Origin of the sequence: Curtobacterium sp. VKM Ac-1395, from assembly GCF_015350975.1 — a bacterium.
Taxonomy (GTDB): domain Bacteria; phylum Actinomycetota; class Actinomycetes; order Actinomycetales; family Microbacteriaceae; genus Curtobacterium.
On the sequence record NZ_JADKRX010000002.1, the window covers coordinates 38,190 to 55,363 of the forward strand.

18 protein-coding genes are annotated in these 17,174 nt (G+C 72.7%); 11 read left to right on the top strand and 7 right to left on the bottom strand.

All coding sequences use genetic code 11. From position 1 onward, the window contains the following. Positions 1-43 precede the first annotated feature (43 nt). From ITJ68_RS04860 to ITJ68_RS04870, 3 genes are read right to left on the bottom strand one after another with little or no spacing between them, the layout of a single operon-like run. Positions 44-979, bottom strand: coding sequence for a sucrase ferredoxin (locus ITJ68_RS04860; protein ID WP_194660224.1), 936 nt, complete (start codon positions 977-979; stop codon positions 44-46). Next, on the bottom strand, positions 976-2,223 hold the full coding sequence (locus tag ITJ68_RS04865; protein ID WP_323743221.1) for a cupin domain-containing protein: 1,248 nt from the start codon (positions 2,221-2,223) through the stop codon (positions 976-978). The genes ITJ68_RS04860 and ITJ68_RS04865 overlap by 4 nt, the downstream gene beginning before the upstream one ends. After that, the gene (locus tag ITJ68_RS04870; protein WP_194660225.1) at positions 2,220-2,483 is read right to left on the bottom strand and encodes a BatC protein; all 264 of its coding nucleotides are present in this window, start codon (positions 2,481-2,483) and stop codon (positions 2,220-2,222) included. The genes ITJ68_RS04865 and ITJ68_RS04870 overlap by 4 nt, the downstream gene beginning before the upstream one ends. An 84-nt stretch (positions 2,484-2,567) precedes the next feature. Between ITJ68_RS04870 and ITJ68_RS04875 the strand changes: the two genes are divergently transcribed. The 3 genes from ITJ68_RS04875 to ITJ68_RS04885 are packed head-to-tail and all read left to right on the top strand — an operon-like array spanning position 2,568 to position 3,966. Then, positions 2,568-2,996 (top strand): fluoride efflux transporter FluC, encoded by a 429-nt coding sequence (locus ITJ68_RS04875; protein ID WP_194660226.1) that lies wholly within the window; start codon positions 2,568-2,570, stop codon positions 2,994-2,996. Next, the gene (gene crcB / locus ITJ68_RS04880; RefSeq protein WP_194660227.1) at positions 2,993-3,367 is read left to right on the top strand and encodes a fluoride efflux transporter CrcB; all 375 of its coding nucleotides are present in this window, start codon (positions 2,993-2,995) and stop codon (positions 3,365-3,367) included. Before ITJ68_RS04875 ends, crcB begins: the two co-directional genes overlap by 4 nt. Continuing rightward, positions 3,364-3,966: a histidine phosphatase family protein gene (locus ITJ68_RS04885; protein ID WP_194660228.1), complete on the top strand. Its 603-nt coding sequence runs from the start codon at positions 3,364-3,366 to the stop codon at positions 3,964-3,966. Before crcB ends, ITJ68_RS04885 begins: the two co-directional genes overlap by 4 nt. Here ITJ68_RS04885 and ITJ68_RS04890 read toward each other — a convergent pair. Beyond that, entirely contained in the window at positions 3,963-4,388 is a 426-nt protein-coding gene (locus ITJ68_RS04890; RefSeq protein ID WP_194660229.1) for a GNAT family N-acetyltransferase, read from the bottom strand. The two genes, ITJ68_RS04885 and ITJ68_RS04890, sit on opposite strands and share 4 nt — an antisense overlap. Before the next feature lie 78 nt (positions 4,389-4,466). Beyond that, entirely contained in the window at positions 4,467-5,534 is a 1,068-nt protein-coding gene (locus tag ITJ68_RS04895; RefSeq protein ID WP_194660230.1) for an FUSC family protein, read from the bottom strand. 169 nt (positions 5,535-5,703) lie between these two features. Between ITJ68_RS04895 and leuC the strand changes: the two genes are divergently transcribed. The 6 genes from leuC to ITJ68_RS04925 all read left to right on the top strand — a co-directional run bounded on the left by leuC (position 5,704) and on the right by ITJ68_RS04925 (position 12,206). Next, positions 5,704-7,140, top strand: coding sequence for a 3-isopropylmalate dehydratase large subunit (gene leuC, locus ITJ68_RS04900; RefSeq protein ID WP_194660231.1), 1,437 nt, complete (start codon positions 5,704-5,706; stop codon positions 7,138-7,140). Next, a complete protein-coding gene (gene leuD, locus ITJ68_RS04905; protein WP_194660232.1) occupies positions 7,140-7,736 on the top strand; it encodes a 3-isopropylmalate dehydratase small subunit in 597 nt (198 codons plus the stop codon). The genes leuC and leuD overlap by 1 nt, the downstream gene beginning before the upstream one ends. Further along, complete coding sequence (murA, locus tag ITJ68_RS04910; protein ID WP_071273028.1) at positions 7,736-9,103, top strand: UDP-N-acetylglucosamine 1-carboxyvinyltransferase; 1,368 nt, start codon at positions 7,736-7,738, stop codon at positions 9,101-9,103. The genes leuD and murA overlap by 1 nt, the downstream gene beginning before the upstream one ends. A 1-nt stretch (position 9,104) precedes the next feature. Then, positions 9,105-9,968 carry a lysophospholipid acyltransferase family protein gene (locus ITJ68_RS04915; RefSeq protein ID WP_194660233.1) on the top strand — a complete coding sequence of 288 codons (864 nt, stop codon included), beginning with the start codon at positions 9,105-9,107 and terminating at the stop codon, positions 9,966-9,968. A 106-nt stretch (positions 9,969-10,074) separates the two neighbouring features. Further along, positions 10,075-11,088: an NAD(P)H-dependent glycerol-3-phosphate dehydrogenase gene (locus ITJ68_RS04920; protein ID WP_194660785.1), complete on the top strand. Its 1,014-nt coding sequence runs from the start codon at positions 10,075-10,077 to the stop codon at positions 11,086-11,088. Between the two features lie 32 nt (positions 11,089-11,120). Next, positions 11,121-12,206, top strand: a complete 1,086-nt coding sequence (locus tag ITJ68_RS04925; RefSeq protein ID WP_194660234.1) for a D-alanine--D-alanine ligase family protein — start codon at positions 11,121-11,123, stop codon at positions 12,204-12,206. Positions 12,207-12,491: 285 nt separating this feature from the next. Here the strand turns inward: ITJ68_RS04925 and ITJ68_RS04930 are convergent, their stop codons facing one another. Further along, a complete protein-coding gene (locus ITJ68_RS04930; RefSeq protein WP_194660235.1) occupies positions 12,492-12,977 on the bottom strand; it encodes a DUF3515 family protein in 486 nt (161 codons plus the stop codon). Between the two features lie 24 nt (positions 12,978-13,001). On the opposite strand from ITJ68_RS04930, the gene thiL reads away from it, so the two are divergent. After that, on the top strand, positions 13,002-14,039 hold the full coding sequence (gene thiL / locus ITJ68_RS04935) for a thiamine-phosphate kinase (protein ID WP_194660236.1): 1,038 nt from the start codon (positions 13,002-13,004) through the stop codon (positions 14,037-14,039). Between the two features lie 140 nt (positions 14,040-14,179). Here thiL and ITJ68_RS04940 read toward each other — a convergent pair whose 3' ends face one another. Further along, entirely contained in the window at positions 14,180-14,743 is a 564-nt protein-coding gene (locus ITJ68_RS04940) for an RsmD family RNA methyltransferase (RefSeq protein WP_194660237.1), read from the bottom strand. A 211-nt stretch (positions 14,744-14,954) separates the two neighbouring features. On the opposite strand from ITJ68_RS04940, the gene ITJ68_RS04945 reads away from it, so the two are divergent. Next, a complete protein-coding gene (locus ITJ68_RS04945) occupies positions 14,955-17,156 on the top strand; it encodes an ATP-dependent DNA helicase RecG (RefSeq protein ID WP_194660786.1) in 2,202 nt (733 codons plus the stop codon). Positions 17,157-17,174 lie beyond the last annotated feature (18 nt).

Below are 17,174 nucleotides of genomic sequence, written 5' to 3' on the forward strand. Positions count from 1 at the left end.
CAATCCGTACATTGAGAATACGGCAAGAGCAGAAGTGCGTCGATCAGGCGCCGACGGTGACGCTCCGCACGACGAAGCGCGGGACCTCCACGGCGAGCGTCGCACGGCAGGTTGTGTACGTCGCAGCGGTCCGCACCCGCTCGAGGTCGACGCGGACCGTGTGCCCGTCGGTGTCGAGGTCGACGGACCAGTCGGTGCCGTCCATCGTCGGTTCGGACACCGACACCGGTCGGAAGGCGTCGATCCGGTCGTCCCCGGTCTCGGCGACGGCCGCCGCGATCGCCGCCTGTTCGACGTGCGTGTGCGTCGACCGACCACGGAACCCGAGGGGCGCGATGCGTCCGTGGAGGTACTGGTCGGCGATGACGACGGGGTCGTGCTCGTCGACGCGGCCGTGGTTCAGCCCGTGCGGGAAGACCATGGTCGTCGCCGCGAACCGGTCCCCGCCGAGGTGGGAGCACTCCCACGTCTCGTCGGGGTACGCGGCAGCGAGCCGTTCCACCACCGAGCGCCCGCGGACCGCGCAGCACTCGTCGTGGCGGCCGTGGGCGCACACGGCGAACACCGGGCGCTCGGACAGCTCGCCCGTGCTGCCGTCGAGCGGGAGCGTCAGGAGGTCCCCGGGCCCGTCGACCTCACCCCAGCGCACCGTGGGCCGTGGTGCGTCAGAGTCGACCACGGCCCACCGCCAGCGTCCTGCACCGCGGAGGCGGCCGGTCCGACGGATTGCGAGGATGCGCATGCCGGCCCGCTGGGCACGGCGCGCCAACGCCGTCCCGATCTCGGGCGGGAGCGCCGGCGACTGGGTCCAGACGTCCCAGCCCCAGGCGCTCGCGACCTCGACGAGGAGCCACCGCCTCCCGGGGGAGGCGGTGGCGACCAGGTCCTCGTCGCTCGCACGGGAGCGCGCGCTGCACGCCGGACCGCCCTGCGACCGGGGTGGTCCGAGCGCAGGGCCCGTTCGGCGCCACTCGGTCACGGGACGGGTACCAGGACGCCTTCCCGGAGGAGCCGGCGGACCACGACGACGGCGTCGTCCTCGTCGAGCGCGGGGAGCGACCCGACCGCGAGCGTCTCGCCGCCGTGCAGCGCCTGGACGGCTGAGAGTGCCACGACGGGCAGTCGGACCGTCTTCGACGGCAGCACGATGGCGACCTGTCCGGCGTCCTCGCGGACCACGGCGTGGAGTTCGTCGCGCCAGCGGACCCGGTCGGAGCCCGCCAGCCCTGCTGCGACCTCGACCGTGTGGAGCGGACGGACCGGCTCAGCACGGGTCGACCGGCGGAACCGGGACCCGACGCGCACCGCGACCTCGTCCACCGAGGACCCGTCGGCTGCACCCTGGAGGGACGCGATGAGGTCCTCCGCGGCTGCCCGGACGTCGTCGGCGATCTGGGCCGGGTCGGCGAGGTCGATGCCGAGGGGCAACGACGCACGCAGTCGGTCCGACCGGAGCGCTCGGCCGATGAGGTCCCGCGCCAGGTCGGCCCGGGTGACGGCGGGCATGCCGATCGTCAGGTGGATCGTGGTGCCGACGAGCGCCGTCGCCGAGTGCAGCCACCCGCGCGGCAGGTACAGGGCGTCGCCGGGGGAGAGCACGGTGTCGATCGCGGGTTCGCCGGCGGCCTGTGCGGCCACCGCGTCCCGTCGGTCGCCCCACGGCTCGTCGGCGAAGGGCAGCTCGTGGACCGGCTCGTGGATGACCCAGCGCTTCTGGCCCGCGATCTGCAGCACGAACACGTCGTGCACGTCGTAGTGGGGGTCGAAGCCGCGGGACGACGCCGGGGTGATGTAGGCGTTGACCTGCGCGGGGTGCCCGAGCTCGGCGACGAGCCGTCGGGTGAACTCCTGCAGCGGCGGCCACGTTCGGTGCAGCCCCTGGAGGACGATCGTCGACCCGGCGGCGAACTCCGCGAGCACCTTCTCGGAGCTGACCTGGTCACCGACCTCGGCGCCGTAGCCGCCCGGAGCGGTGAAGGCACTCGGTGCCAGCACCGAACCCTCCTTGGCCATCCGGATGAACGGCGTGCGCAGGCCCCGGACCGAGAGCAGCTCGTCGGCGGCCTCGGTCGAGAAGAGGTCGTCGAACGTCGTCCCGAGGTCCGCGGCACTGCTCAGCAGCGCGCGCTTGCCCCAGTGGTCCGCGGCGAACTCCGCGACGGAGACGGCGATGCACCGGTCGAGGGCGCTCACCGTCTCCGTCGAGTCGGACTCTCGGCTCACGCCGAGCCGTCCGCGCCGCCGTCGTGGCCGTTCGGGTTGGCGCCGCCGTCGGCCGGGCCTTCGCCGGCGTCGGCGTCGGCCGAGCCGTCGGCGCCGCCGTCGTGGCCGTTCGGGTTGGCGCCGCCGTCCGCGGGGCCTTCGCCGGCGTCGGCCGAGCCGTCGGCGCCGCCGTCGTGCCCGTTCGGGTTGGCGCCGCCGTCAGCCGGGCCTTCGCCGGCGCTCTGGGTGTCCGTCGTGATGTCGTCGTCGTTGATGCTCATGGAGGTCCCTCTCGTCAGTCGGCCGGAGTGCCGTCTGCGCCCGAGAGTAGGACGTCCGCCTGGCCACGGTCCAGGATTGGTCGGGTGAACGACGAGCGACCACCACACCACCGCCTGGGGCGCATCGGGCTGGTCGCGCTCGGGGGCGCGCTCGGCACGGGCCTCCGTGCCGTGCTCACGGACCTGGTGCCGGCCGTCGACGGCGTGAGCTGGGCCGTCCTCGGCATCAACGTCGTCGGGGCGTTCTGCCTCGGGCTGCTCCTCGACGTCCTGGCGCGCCGTGGGCCGGACGTCGGACATCGGCGCACCGTCCGGCTGTTCGTCGGCACGGGGGTCCTCGGCGGCTTCACGACGTACAGCGCGCTCGCCGACGACACGGCGCGGCTGCTCGACGCGGGCCGGTGGGCCGCGGGGAGCGGGTACGCGCTGCTCTCCGTGCTGCTCGGGCTCGCGGCGGTCGTCGCGGGACGCTGGACGGCCGGGCGCCTGCGTGGACAGGAGCGCGCACGATGAACGCCGTCGAGCTGCTGCTCGTCGCCGTCGGGGGCGGTGTCGGTGCCGCGCTGCGCTTCGTGCTGGACGGCACGGTGAAGGCGCGCGTCGCCGGCTTCCCGCTCGGCACGATGGTCATCAACGCCTCCGGGTCGTTCGTCCTCGGCCTGCTGACCGGGCTCGGCGAGGCGGGGACGCTGCCGATCCCGGCAGTCGCCGTGCTCGGCACGGGCATGATGGGTGGGTACACGACGTTCTCGACGGCGAGCGTCGAGACCGTGCAGCTCCTCCGATCCGGCAAGACCCGGCTCGCCGTCCTGAACGGCCTCGGCATGCTCGTCGTCTCGGTCGGCGCAGCTGCGCTCGGCCTCTGGATCGGAAGGAACCCATGACCTCGGAACGCCCCGGCGAACTCGTCCTCGTCCGCCACGGCGAGACGGAGTGGTCCAAGAGCGGCCAGCACACCGGCCGCACGGACATCCCGCTCACCGACAACGGCATCGAACAGGCCGAACGGGCCGGTCGGTACCTCGCCGACCGCGAGTTCGCGCTCGCGCTGTCCAGCCCGCTGCAGCGCGCCCGGGCCACGGCGACGCTGATCGGCGTCGACCCCGAGCTCGACGACGACCTGTACGAGTGGGACTACGGCGCCTACGAGGGCCTGACCACGCCGCAGATCAAGGTGCAGCGCCACGGGCCGTGGGACCTCTGGACCGACGGGGTCCCGGCCGGGGCCACACCGGGGGAGAGCGCCGCGGAGGTCCGGGTCCGGGCGGAACGCGTGCTGAACCGAGCCCGGCCGTTCCTCGCCGAGGGGCACGACGCCGTCTTCATCGCGCACGGACACGTCCTGCGCGCGATCGGTGCCGCCTGGATCCGCCTCGCCCCGCAGGACGGTGCCGTGTTGAAGCTCGGCACGGCCTCGGTCAGCATCCTCGGCTACGAGCACGGCCGCCCGGTCATCGACGCCTGGAACCTGCAGCCGCGCTAGTCGTCCGCCCCGAGCACCATCGCCATCCCGAGGCTCGGGGCGACGTCGTCGAACCCGAGCGTGCGGTACAGCCGCTGCCCGGGGGGATCGCCGACGAGCGACAGGTACGCCCCCTCCGGCGCCCGGGTGCGCACGTCGGCGATCAGCCACTCGACGACCCGGCGCCCGAGTCCCTGCCGCTGGTGGCCGGGGTCGGTGGCGACGTCCACGAGGTGGAAATACCACCCGCCGTCGCCGATGACCCGTCCCATGGCGACCGGCACGCCGTCGGCGTCGACCACGTGGCACGCCGACCAGCTGCCGGTGACCGCGGCGGCACCCTGGTCGGCGCGCACCGGCGTCAGCCCGGAGTCGCGGCGGAGCCGGAGGTAGTGCTCGAGCGGCGGCGGCCCCTCGACGAGGCGCAGGGCGTTCGTGTCCATGGACCCGATCCTGCCCGAGACCACCGGTCGGGCGGTACCGCCGGTCAGGCGGTACCGCCGGTCAGGCGGTCCCTCCGCTCAGACGGTGCGGATCGCGCTGGTGGCCCCGAGCGCCCGACCACGCCGCCGCTCGATGCCCCGCCCGACGACGAGCAGCGCGACGCTGACCAGGGCGCCGAGGGTCGTCTGCGCGATCCGGTCGAGCGCCAGGAGCTCCGGCGCCTCGGGCAGGCTCAGCCACGACACGGCGAGCGCGAGCGGCGTCAGGAACAGCAGGCTCACGGCGTAGTGCCGCGCCACGAAGACCTCGGCGAAGAACTGCCCGACCACCGCGATCACGACGATCCACCACAGGCCCGGCTCGAGCAGCAGGATGCCCACCGCGATGACCGTGCCGCCGGCCGTCCCGACCAGGCGTTGGACCGCGCGGACGACCGTGTGGCGCTGTCGCAGGGCCGGCAGGATCGACACCACCGCGATGACCGCCCAGTACGGGTGCCCGAGCCCGGGGATCGTCTCGGCGACCGCGCCGGCGACGAGGGCGCCGACGACGTTGAGCGCGACGGTCTCCCAGAGCGCAGCGGTCCGGAGCACCGACAGGTCACGGTGCTTCCGGTCGCCGAGCGGACGGAAGGCATGCGGGGCGCGCGGGTGACCGACCCGCCGCACCACGGCGCCGGACATCGCGACGAGCCACGCCCACGCGACGGACCCGAGGATGACCACGGTCACGAGGGGCAGGTCGGACGGCCGGAGCGGCACGAGGGCCGAGACCACGAACGCGAACACCGGGAAGATCGGCTGCGCCGGGATCGCCCGCAGTGCGCTGAGCGTGCCGATCGCGACGACGAGCACGACGACGAGCCCGACCGCCTGCAGCCACAGCGGCGACCCGACGAGCGCGACCCCGATGCCTGCGAACATGCACAGCATCTGCAGTGCCCCGGCGACCCCGGTGGTGACGGCGCGCTGCCGGTAGGGCTCGGTCTGCCCGAAGACCGCCGTGAACCCGGCGAACATCGCGAAGGCCGCGTAGCCCGGCATGCCCAGGGCGATGAGCAGCGCGAGCGGTGCCCCGCCGGCGATCGCGGCGCGCGTCGCGCCCTCGAGGTTGACGGTGCGGGACGAGTGTGGCGGCTTCTGCATGACCCGGCCATCCTCTCACCGCGACACGTGTCGGCGAACGGCAGGTGAGCCTCCCGGCCGTGCGGAGCCGGCCACGGGGCGGGGTGGGCCCGTTGGTATACCAGTGGTAGCATCGCTGCACCGCACCGCGACAGCGGGGTGGACGGACACGAACCGAAGGGTCGAGAGCATGGGCAGGACGCTCGCCGAGAAGGTGTGGGACGACCACGTCGTCGTCAAGGGCGAGGACGGCAACCCCGACCTCCTCTACATCGACCTCCACCTCGTGCACGAAGTGACGAGCCCGCAGGCCTTCGACGGGCTGCGGCAGGCCGGTCGTCCGGTGCGCCGCCTCGACCTGACGATCGCGACCGAGGACCACAACACCCCGACGCTCGCCATCGACCGCCCCATCGCGGACCCGACGAGCCGCATCCAGATCGAGACGCTCCGCCGCAACTGCGAGGAGTTCGGCGTCCGCCTGCACTCGCTGGGCGACAAGGAGCAGGGCATCGTCCACGTGGTCGGCCCGCAGCTCGGGCTGACCATGCCGGGCATCACCGTCGTCTGCGGCGACTCGCACACCTCGACGCACGGGGCATTCGGCGCCATGGCGTTCGGCATCGGCACGAGCGAGGTCGAGCACGTCCTGGCGACGCAGACCCTGCCGTTGAAGCCGTTCAGGACGATGGCCGTCACGGTCGAGGGCACGCTCCGGACCGGCGTCACCGCGAAGGACATCATCCTCGCCGTGATCGCACAGATCGGGACCGGCGGCGGGCAGGGCTACGTGCTCGAGTACCGCGGCTCGGCCATCCGGGCGCTCTCGATGGAGGGCCGCATGACGATCTGCAACATGTCGATCGAAGCCGGTGCCCGGGCCGGCATGGTCGCCCCCGACCAGACCACGTACGACTACGTCCAGGGCCGCGACCACGCCCCGACCGGCGCCGACTGGGACGAGGCCGTCGCGTACTGGGACACCCTCGCCACCGACGACGACGCGGTCTTCGACGCCGAGGTGTTCATCGACGCGGACACCCTGGAGCCCTTCGTCACCTGGGGCACGAACCCCGGCCAGGGCGTCTCGCTGTCGCAGTCCGTACCGGACCCGGCCAGCTACGCGGACCCGAACGACCGCGCTGCGGCCTCCCGGGCGCTGGAGTACATGGACATCGCCGCCGGCACCCCGATGAAGGAGATCGCCGTCGACGCGGTCTTCATGGGGTCCTGCACGAACTCCCGGATCGAGGACCTCCGGGCCTTCGCGTCCGTGATCAAGGGCCGCGAGAAGGCGCCGGGCGTCCGCGTCATGGTCGTGCCCGGGTCCGCCCGTGTCCGGCTCGAGGCCGAGGCCGAGGGGCTCGACAAGGTCTTCACCGACTTCGGTGCCGAGTGGCGCTTCGCCGGGTGCTCGATGTGCCTCGGCATGAACCCGGACCAACTGGCGCCGGGGGAGCGGTGCGCGAGCACGTCGAACCGCAACTTCGAGGGACGCCAGGGCAAGGGCGGTCGCACGCACCTCGTGTCGCCGCTCGTCGCCGCGGCGACCGCGGTGCGCGGGACGCTCTCGAGCCCCTGGGACCTGACGAACGAGCACGAGGCCGCACTCGAAGGAGCCGTCTGATGGACGCCATCACCACCGTCACCGGGATCGCCGCACCGCTGAAGCGGTCGAACGTCGACACCGACCAGATCATCCCCGCCGTGTACCTGAAGCGGGTCACGAAGACGGGCTTCGAGGACGCGCTGTTCTCCGGCTGGCGGCAGGACCCCGAGTTCGTCCTGAACCAGGAGCGGTACCAGGGTGCGAAGGTGCTGGTCGCCGGACCGGACTTCGGCACCGGGTCGTCCCGCGAGCACGCCGTGTGGGCGCTCCGCGACTTCGGGTTCTCAGTCGTGGTCTCACCCCGTTTCGCGGACATCTTCAAGGGCAACGCGGGCAAGCAGGGCCTGGTCACCGCGATGGTCACCGAGCCCGACGTGGAGCGGCTCTGGGCGGAGATCGAGGCGAAGCCGGGGATCGAGGCCACGGTGGACCTCGTGACCCAGCGCGTGTCGCTGGGCGATGTGGACGTGGCTTTCGAGATCGACGCTTACACTCGTTGGCGGTTGATGGAAGGGCTCGACGACATCGGGCTCACCCTCCGTGACGAGACCTCGATCACGGAGTTCGAATCCCGCCGGGCAACTTGGCGGCCGAAAACATTGCCGGTGAAGTAGTGAACTCTCTCGTACAGGACGCAGCAGCAGCAGGAGCGCGCGTGGGACTCAAGTCGGACGAGATCGTCATCCGCGGCGGCAAGCCGCTGGTCGGACGCATCGAAGTCCGTGGGGCCAAGAACCTCGCGACCAAGGCCATGGTGGCCTCCCTGCTCGGCGACACCCCCTCGATCCTCAAGGACGTCCCGGACATCTCCGACGTCAAGGTCGTCCGGGCGCTGCTCGAGGTGCACGGTGTGCGCATCACGGACCCTGCACGAGGCGAGCTCATCCTCGACCCGTCGAACGTCGAGTCGGCCCACTTCGCCGAGATCGACGCCCACGCCGGCTCGAGCCGCATCCCGATCCTGTTCTGCGGCCCGCTGCTGCACAAGCTCGGCGAGGCGTTCATCCCCGACCTCGGCGGCTGCCGCATCGGTGACCGTCCGATCGACTTCCACCTCGACGCCCTGCGGGCCATGGGCGCGGTCGTCGACAAGCAGATCTCCGGCATCCACATCACGGCGCCGAACGGCCTCAAGGGCGCGGACATCGAGCTGCCCTACCCGAGCGTCGGCGCGACCGAGCAGGTCCTGCTCTCCGCCACGCTCGCCGACGGCACCACCGAGCTCCGCAACGCCGCGATCGAGCCCGAGATCATGGACCTCATCGCGATCCTGCAGAAGATGGGCGCGATCATCACGGTCGAGCCGAACCGCACGATCTTCATCGAGGGCGTGAAGTCGCTCCGCGGCTACACCCACCGCGCGATCAACGACCGCAACGAGGCCGCCAGCTGGGCCTCCGCCGCACTCGCGACGAACGGCGACATCTTCGTCGAGGGCGCGAAGCAGCAGGAGCTCATGACGTTCCTCAACGTCTTCCGCAAGGTCGGCGGCGGGTTCGACATCCAGGAGGACGGCATCCGGTTCTACCGGGAGCTCGAGGTCCTGAAGCCCGTCGTCATCGAGACCGACGTGCACCCCGGCTTCATGACCGACTGGCAGCAGCCGCTCGTCGTGGCGCTGACGCAGGCCGAGGGCCGCAGCGTCGTGCACGAGACCGTCTACGAGAACCGCTTCGGCTTCACCGACGCCCTCAACGAGATGGGTGCCGACATCGTCGTGCACAAGGAGGGGCTGCCCGGCCACGACCGCCGCGTCGCCCGCCGTCCGTTCGAGCAGGCCGCGGTCATCACCGGCCCGACGAAGCTGCACGGCGCGAACGTCCGCGTCCCCGACCTCCGCGGCGGCTTCAGCCACCTCATCGCGGCGCTGACCGCCGAGGGCGAGTCCCACATCACGAACGTCGGCATCATCAGCCGCGGGTACGAGCACTTCATCCCGAAGCTGCGCAAGCTCGGGGCGGACTTCGACTTCGCCGGCTGAGATGGCTGCACGATCGCACGGGGACGGTTCCGACCGCTCCGACGACGGCCGAGCGCTCAACAGCTCCGACCGCCCCGGCGGCGGCGCTCTCGACACCGTGACCACTGGCCTGCCCAACCCGGGCCGGCGGTGGAAGCGGGGCGAGCGCAACATCGCCTTCCGCATCACCTCGGTCTTCGTCATCCCGCTGTTCCGCTGGGTGTCGGCCTACCGCTGGCACGGGCCGAACCGCCTGCCCGAGCACGGGGCGTTCGTCCTCGCGCCGAACCACTACACGAACATCGACCCCCTGGTGGTCGGCACCGCGGTCTGGGTGTCCCGACGCCTGCCGCGGTTCCTCGCCAAGGCGTCGATCTTCCGCGTGCCGGTCGTCGGGCGCCTGATGACGGGCATGGGCCAGATCCCCGTCGAGCGGTCGGGGCGCACGCGCCTCAACGACCCGCTCGGCGGCGGCCGCAGCCTGGTCGAGCAGGGCGGCGCGGTGATCGTCTACCCCGAGGGCACGCTCACCCGTGACCCCGCCCTGTGGCCGATGCGCGGCAAGACCGGCGCCGCACGGATCGCGCTCGAGAACGACGTCCCGCTCATCCCGATGGCCCACTGGGGCACGCAGCGGATCATGCCGCGGTACTCCAAGAAGCTGCACCTGTTCCGGCAGGCGCACGTGGACGTCATCGTCGGTGAGCCCATGGACCTGTCGGCGTACCGCGGCAAGCCCCTCGACCAGCAGCTGCTGGCCGAGGTGACGGCGGAGCTGATGGCGCAGATCACCGCGCTCGTCGAACAGCTGCGCGGCGAACGGGCACCCGAGCAGCGCTGGGACCCGAGTGCGAACAACCAGAAGGAGACCGGCAAGTTTGAGTGACGCAGCCGACCGGACCACCGCGCCCGGCCTCCGCCCGCACGACGACCACCCGGACCCCTCCGTCGCCGCGCGCGGCGCCGTCGACACCGCGGCCATCCGCGTCGTCATGCAGTCCACCGACAAGCCGCGCGTCGCCGTCATCGGTGCCGGCAGCTGGGGCACCACGTTCGCGAAGGTCCTCGCCGAGGGCGGCGCGGAGACGGTCCTCTGGGCCCGCCGTCCGGAGATCGCCCGCGAGATCACCGAGACCAAGCGCAACTCCGAGTACCTCCCCGGCATCAACCTGCCCCGCACCCTGACCGCCAACACCTCGCTGGCCCGGGTGCTCGAGGGCGCCGAGCAGGTCTACGTCTCGGTGCCGTCGCAGACCCTCCGCTCCAACCTCGACGCGATCCGCGAGCTGCTGCCAGCCGGCGTCCCCGTCGTCAGCCTGATGAAGGGCGTCGAGAAGGGCACGGGCCTCCGGATGAGCGAGGTCCTGCTCCAGGGCCTCGGCATCGACCAGGACCGCATCGCCGTCGCGAGCGGGCCGAACCTGGCGCTCGAGATCGCCCGCCGCCAGCCGACCGCCGCCGTCATCTCGTCGTCGAGCGTGGACACCGCGACCGCCGTCGCCGCGGTCGCCACGAACCCGTACTTCCGGTCGTTCATCAACACGGACGTCATCGGCACCGAGTTCGGCGGTGTGCTGAAGAACCTGATCGCCGTGGCGATCGGCATCGTGGACGGCGTCGGCTACGGCGAGAACACCAAGGCGTCGATCATCACGCGCGGCCTCGCCGAGATGACCGAGTTCGCGGTGTCGCTCGGTGCGCAGCCCTCGACGCTGTCCGGGCTCGCGGGCCTCGGCGACCTCATCGCCACGTGCCAGTCCCCGCTCTCGCGCAACAACACCGCCGGTCGGCTGCTCGGCCAGGGGTACCGCTTCGACGAGGTCGTCCGGCAGATGAACCAGACCGCCGAGGGGCTGGCGTCCGTCGCGCCGATCCTCGAGCTCGCCGCGGCGAACGGGGTCGACATGCCCATCGTGGGCCAGGTCGCCGAGGTCCTCGCCGGTAGGCTCGATCCGCGCAACATCGCACCGCACCTCACCGAGACCGACGAGCCCCAGGGCGAGTGACCGGTCCGGCCACTCTGCAACCAGGAGCGTCCATGACCAGCACCACCACCGTCGTCGTCCTGTTCGGCGGCCGCTCCAGCGAGCACGAGATCAGCTGCGTCACCGCCGGCGGCATCATGGACGCCGTCGACCGGACCGCGTACGACGTCGTCCCCGTCGGCATCACCAAGGACGGCGACTTCACCCTCCAGCCGGACGACCCGTCGGCGTGGGCCCTCGACGGCCAGCACCTGCCGGTGGTGCCGGACAACGGCACCCGCGTGCGGTTCCCGAGCGCGGCCGAGCCCCCCGAGCTGACGGTCGAACACCCCGACGGCTCCGTCACCACCGTCGCCGTCGACATCGTCTTCCCGATCCTGCACGGACCCTTCGGCGAGGACGGCACCATCCAGGGCATGCTCGAGATCGCCGGGCTGCCGTACGTCGGGGACGGCGTGCTCGCCAGCGCCCTCGCCATGGACAAGCACGTCGCCAAGGCGGTCCTCGAACACGCGGGCCTCCGGGTCGCCCCGTGGTCGACGGTGCTCCGCCGCGAGTGGGACGCTGACCGCCTCGGCATCGCGGAGAGCATCGCGATCCACGGCTGGCCGCTGTTCGTCAAGCCCGCCCGCGCCGGGTCGAGCATGGGCGTCTCGCGCGTCGACGAGCCGTCCGAGCTCGGTGCCGCGATGGACCTGGCCTTCGAGCACGACAGCAAGGTCATCGTCGAGCCCCGGGTCCTCGGTCGCGAGGTCGAGGTCGCCGTGCTCGAGGGCCGTGACGGCGTCCCGCGCACCAGCCTGCCCGGCGAGATCGTCGTCGCCGAGGACGGCTTCTACGACTTCGCCGCCAAGTACCTCGGCGGCGACGAGCAGCTCCTCTGCCCGGCGCCCCTGACCGAGGACGAGACCGACGCGATCCGCTCCTTCGGGGCCCGCGCGTTCGAGGCCATCGGCGGCTCGGGCCTGGCCCGCGTCGACTGCTTCCTCACCGATGACGGCTTCGTCGTGAACGAGGTCAACACGATGCCCGGCTTCACGCCGTTCTCGATGTACCCGCGGTGCTGGGCGGCGACCGGGATGTCCTACCCGGAGCTCGTGGCCGAGCTCATCGAGCTGGGGCGCGCCGCCATCCGCTGACGCGCCGGTGGTCCTTCCGCGCGGAGTGAGTCCTTCCGCGCGTAGGGGGTCGGAAGTTCTGACCTGCAACGCGCGTTCCGACTCGCCGACGCCGCGTCAGCAGGTGGGAACGCGCGTTCCACCGGACTGGAGGCTCGGTGCCGGACGTCCGCCGAGCCTCCAGTCCGGCGACTGGTCGCCACGCACCGCGCGCTGTCCGCCGGGCGGTCACCCGTCGTCGCCTGCGACGCCGTCAGGCGACGGGACCTGACCGCTCAGCAGACGTGAGCGGGGTGTCCCGACCGCTCAGCCCTGCACCTGGGACGGGTCGAGGCACTCGTGGCCGTCCTTCGGCAGGGAGTCGACCGCGTTGCCGACGTCCTGCAGCACGGACGCGGTCGCCTTCGACGTGTCGATGACGACCTGCACGGCCGGGTCCCGCCCGAACGTCGTGTAGACGACCTGCTTGCCGCGGTCGTCGCGGATCCAGTCGACGGACCCCTGCGAGAAGCACGGCAGGTCGGAAACCGTCGGGACGGCCACGCCGCAGTGGTAGACCGCGGCCGAGGGGTCACCCCACGCGGCGGTCGACTGCGCGTCCGTGTTGCGGAGCGCGTACTTCGTGTCGACCGTCTCGGGGAGCCGGACCTGCGCGTTCGCGCACGCCGCGGCGTTCGCCGACGGGGCGGCCGTCATCGGGACCGCGTTCGTGCACCCGGTGAGCACACCGGCCACGGCGACGAGCAGCGCGAGTCCGGCGGTGATCCGGGTGGTGCGGCGCGCGGTGTCCATCGTCGACCAGGTTACCGTTCTCGTGTGGACGAGACGGACGAGTCGAGCGGACCCGTGGACCCCTGGACCGGACCGACCGTGGGGGAGCTGGGCGAACTCGTCGTGCTCGATCGGGTGGTCTCCCGGCTGCCGACGGGCTCGCCGCTGGTGGGCCCCGGGGACGACTGCGCGGTGGTGGCCGCGCCGGACGGACGCTTCGTCGTCACGACGGACCTCATGGTGCACGGGCCGGACTTCCGGTGGGCGTGGTCCTCGCCCGAGGACGTCGGCTGGAAGGCCGCCGCCACGAACCTCTCCGACGTCGCCGCGATGGGCGCCGTGCCGTCCGGGCTCGTCGTCGCGCTGGCTGCGCCGCAGGACACCCCCGTGGCGGTGCTCGAGGGCATCGCGGACGGCTTCCGGCTGGCGGTCGCGGCACTCGCGCCCGGCTGTGGTGTCGTGGGCGGGGACCTGTCGACCTCGTCGGCGTTCACGGTCGCGGTGACGGCGTTCGGCGACCTCGAGGGCCGGGCTCCGGTGCTCCGGTCGGGCGCCCGGGTCGGGGACGTCGTGGCGGTGTCCGGGGAGCTCGGCGCCGCGGCCCGGGGACTCGGGCGGCTGTTCCGCGACGGCGTCGACGTGCACGGGGAACCCTCGGCCGCAGCGGTACGGGCGTCGGGACTGGACACCGACCCGGACGTCGGACGGCAGCGTCGCCCGGTGCCGCCGATCGCTGACGGTCCCGCCGCCGGTGTCGCCGGAGCCACGGCGATGCTCGACCTGTCGGACGGGCTCGCGATCGACGCCGGGCGGCTCGCGCGGGCGAGTCGGGTGACGCTCGAGCTCGACGCCGGTGCCGGTGCCGCTGCTGGTGTCGATGTCGTCTCGGACGAGATCGCACTGCACGGGGGCGAGGACCACGGCCTGCTCGCGACCTTCCCCGCGGACGTCGCACTGCCCGGGGGCTTCCGGCGCATCGGCGTGGTGGTCCCGCGTGGCGAGGCAGATCTGCTGCGCGCGGGCGAGCCGGTGCCGACCACGGGGTGGGACCCCTACGCGGACTGGGACGGCGTCGCGGGCTGAGGTGGTGCGGCGTCGTGCGGCGTGGTGTCGTTCCGGGTCGGGCGCCGCGGGCACGGGCGTGCGCTGGGGCGGTGCGCGACAACGTCGAGGTCGTACGACAGCGATGGTGTCGTTCCGGGTCGGTCGCAGCCCGTCGCGGATCAGGCCGCTGCGACCACTGCCTCCCACGCGACGGTCTCGCCGTAGCTGCGCTTGCTGAAGGGTTCGAGCCCCGCGGGCCAGCTCGGCTCGGGGGAGCGCTTGCTCCGCTCCACGACGACCACGGCGTCCGCGGTCAGCCGCGGCACCAGGGCCTCGAGCACCTCGGCGATCTCGTGCTCGGTGACCTCGTACGGCGGGTCGATGAAGACCAGGTCGAACGTCCGGACGGTCCCGCGCAGGAACCCGAGCGCGGGCTGCGCGTGCACGTCGATGCGGACACCGGGCACCCGCTGCTTCACGATCCGCGCGTTCTCGCGACAGGCCGTGGCCGCGGCGGCCGCGCGGTCGACCAGGACGACCTCCACCGCGCCGCGCGACGCGGCTTCGAGCCCCAGGGCGCCGGTGCCCGCGTACAGGTCGGCCACCGCGGTGTCGTCGACGAGCCCGCGGGACTCCAGCGAGGAGAACAGCGCCTCGCGCACGCGGTCGCTCGTCGGGCGGGTACCCGACTTCGGCACCCGGAGCGTCGTGGAGCCGGCGGCGCCGGCGATGATGCGGGTCATGCAGCAACCGTAGCGGCCGCCCGCGGGCCCGCAGCGGTTGTCCACAGGCCGGATCGGAGGCTCGGTGCACGTCGGCCGTCCCGGGTACCGTTGCCGTGTGGTCACCTCACGAGCCGCTGCACGCACGAGCGCGTCGTCCGCCGCCGCCCCCGGTGCGGCGGATGCGTCCGCAGCTGACGGGTCCGCAGCCGACGCCTCCGCGGCGACGGACCTGCCCGCGGGCACCGCATGGGCGCCGGCGCCGCTTGACACCCGCCTGGCGAACGTGCTCGGCGGCCGCACCGCCAAGGCCGTCGAGAAGGCGTTCGGGCACCGCACGGTGGGCGACTTCCTCGAGCACGCGCCGCGTCGGTACGCCGAGCGCGGGGCCCTCACGGCGCTGGACTCGCTCGCGATCGGGGAGGCCGTCACCATCGTCGCCGAGGTCGTCGACGTCCGGGAACGCACGATGCGCCAGCGTCGTGGCTCCATCCTCGAAGCCAAGATCGGCGACGGCAAGGGCCTGCTCACGCTGACGTTCTTCAACCAGGGCTGGCGGACCAAGGACCTCGTGGTCGGTGCCCGCGGGATCTTCGCGGGCAAGGTCGGTGACTACCGCGGCGCTCGACAGCTGGCCCACCCGGACTACGAGCTGTTCGACGCCGACGACCCCCGCGCCTCGGCGGACCCCGAGTCCGACGAGGCGATCCGCTTCTCCCGCCAGCCGATCCCGATCTACCCGGCCACCGCGTCCCTGTCGTCATGGCAGATCGCCAAGGCCATGGCCGTGGTGCTCGACACGCTGCCGGAGATCGCCGACCCGGTGCCCGCATCGGTGCGGGCTCGACTCGACCTGGTGCCGTTCCGCCGTGCCCTCGAGCTGCTGCACCGCCCCGAGAAGGTCGCCGACTTCAAGCGGGCCCAGGACGCCCTCCGGTACCGCGAGGCCTTCGTGCTGCAGACCGCCCTGGTCCAGCGCCGCATCGCCGCCCGCGCGACCGCCTCGACCCCGCGCACGGCGGCCCCGGGCGGGGTCCTCGAGCGCTTCGACGCCACGCTCCCCTTCACCCTGACCGAGGACCAGCGCTCCGTGGGCGACGAGATCGCGCACGACCTTGCCGGGGACTGGCCGATGCACCGGCTCGTGCAGGGGGAAGTCGGCTCCGGCAAGACCCTCGTGGCGATCCGCGCGATGCTCACCGTCGCGGAGTCCGGCGGGCAGTCCGCGCTCATCGCCCCGACGGAGGTGCTCGCCGCCCAGCACCTGCGGTCCATCGTCAAGTTCCTCGGCCCCGACCTCGCCGCGGAGCTGCGCCCGGTGATCCTGACCGGGTCGCAGTCGACGGACGAACGCCGCCGCTCGCTCCTCGCAGCGGCCTCGGGCGGGTCGCGGTTGGTCGTCGGCACGCACGCGCTCCTCGGCGACCGTGTGGACTTCGCCGAGCTCGGCCTCGTCGTCGTCGACGAGCAGCACCGGTTCGGCGTCGAGCAGCGCGAGGCACTCCGGACGAAGGGCCAGGCCCCGCCGCACGTGCTCGTGCTCACGGCGACGCCGATCCCGCGCACCGTGGCGATGACGGTGTTCGGCGACCTCGACGTCTCCACCATCGCGGGCATGCCGTCCGGCCGTGCCGGCGTCGAGACATTCACGGTGGGCCTCGCCGAGCACCCGGGCTGGGAGTCGCGCATCTGGACCCGGATGGCCGAGGAGCTCGCATCCGGCCGCCAGGCCTTCGTGGTGTGCCCGGCGATCGACGACGCCCACGCCGAGGACGACGGCGAGCCCGACCCGGAGACGGACGAGGACACCCCGAAGCGCACGCCGGCGACGGTGCTGGCGACGGCGGAGCGCATGCGCACGATGCCGGTCCTGCAGGGCCGGCGGATCGAGGTCCTGCACGGCCGGATGTCCGGCGACGAGAAGGACCGCGTGATGACCGCGTTCGCCGCCGGGGACGTCGACGTCCTCGTCGCGACGACCGTGATCGAGGTCGGGGTGGACGTGCCGAACGCCTCGATGATGGCGATCCTCGACGCCGACCGCTTCGGGGTGTCGCAGCTGCACCAGCTCCGCGGACGCATCGGCCGTGGCCAGTACCCGGGCGTGTGTCTGCTCGTGACCGCCGCCGAGGACGAGACGACCTCCCGCGAACGCGTCGACGCCGTGGCGGCCACGGACGACGGCTTCGAGCTGGCCCGGGTCGACCTCGAGCTCCGGCGCGAGGGCGACGTGCTCGGCGAACGACAGTCCGGCGGGCGCTCGTCGCTCAACCTCCTGCGGGTGGTGCGGGACGCCGACGTCATCGTCGATGCGCGAGAAGAGGCCGAGCGCCTGCTCGAGCGCGACCCCGACCTCGCCGACCAGCCCGAGCTGCGCGACGCCCTGGCCCGGCGGCTGGACGAGTCCGACGCGGCGTTCCTCGGCAAGAACTGACCCGGGCTCCACGACCCG

Coding starts and splice junctions, on each gene's coding strand:
- ITJ68_RS04870 (WP_194660225.1), bottom strand. CDS start 2,483: ATGAGCATCAACGACGACGACATCACGACGGACACCCAGAGCGCCGGC.
- crcB (WP_194660227.1), top strand. CDS start 2,993: ATGAACGCCGTCGAGCTGCTGCTCGTCGCCGTCGGGGGCGGTGTCGGT.
- ITJ68_RS04885 (WP_194660228.1), top strand. CDS start 3,364: ATGACCTCGGAACGCCCCGGCGAACTCGTCCTCGTCCGCCACGGCGAG.
- ITJ68_RS04890 (WP_194660229.1), bottom strand. CDS start 4,388: ATGGACACGAACGCCCTGCGCCTCGTCGAGGGGCCGCCGCCGCTCGAG.
- ITJ68_RS04895 (WP_194660230.1), bottom strand. CDS start 5,534: ATGCAGAAGCCGCCACACTCGTCCCGCACCGTCAACCTCGAGGGCGCG.
- leuC (WP_194660231.1), top strand. CDS start 5,704: ATGGGCAGGACGCTCGCCGAGAAGGTGTGGGACGACCACGTCGTCGTC.
- leuD (WP_194660232.1), top strand. CDS start 7,140: ATGGACGCCATCACCACCGTCACCGGGATCGCCGCACCGCTGAAGCGG.
- ITJ68_RS04915 (WP_194660233.1), top strand. CDS start 9,105: ATGGCTGCACGATCGCACGGGGACGGTTCCGACCGCTCCGACGACGGC.
- ITJ68_RS04920 (WP_194660785.1), top strand. CDS start 10,075: ATGCAGTCCACCGACAAGCCGCGCGTCGCCGTCATCGGTGCCGGCAGC.
- ITJ68_RS04925 (WP_194660234.1), top strand. CDS start 11,121: ATGACCAGCACCACCACCGTCGTCGTCCTGTTCGGCGGCCGCTCCAGC.
- ITJ68_RS04930 (WP_194660235.1), bottom strand. CDS start 12,977: ATGGACACCGCGCGCCGCACCACCCGGATCACCGCCGGACTCGCGCTG.
- ITJ68_RS04940 (WP_194660237.1), bottom strand. CDS start 14,743: ATGACCCGCATCATCGCCGGCGCCGCCGGCTCCACGACGCTCCGGGTG.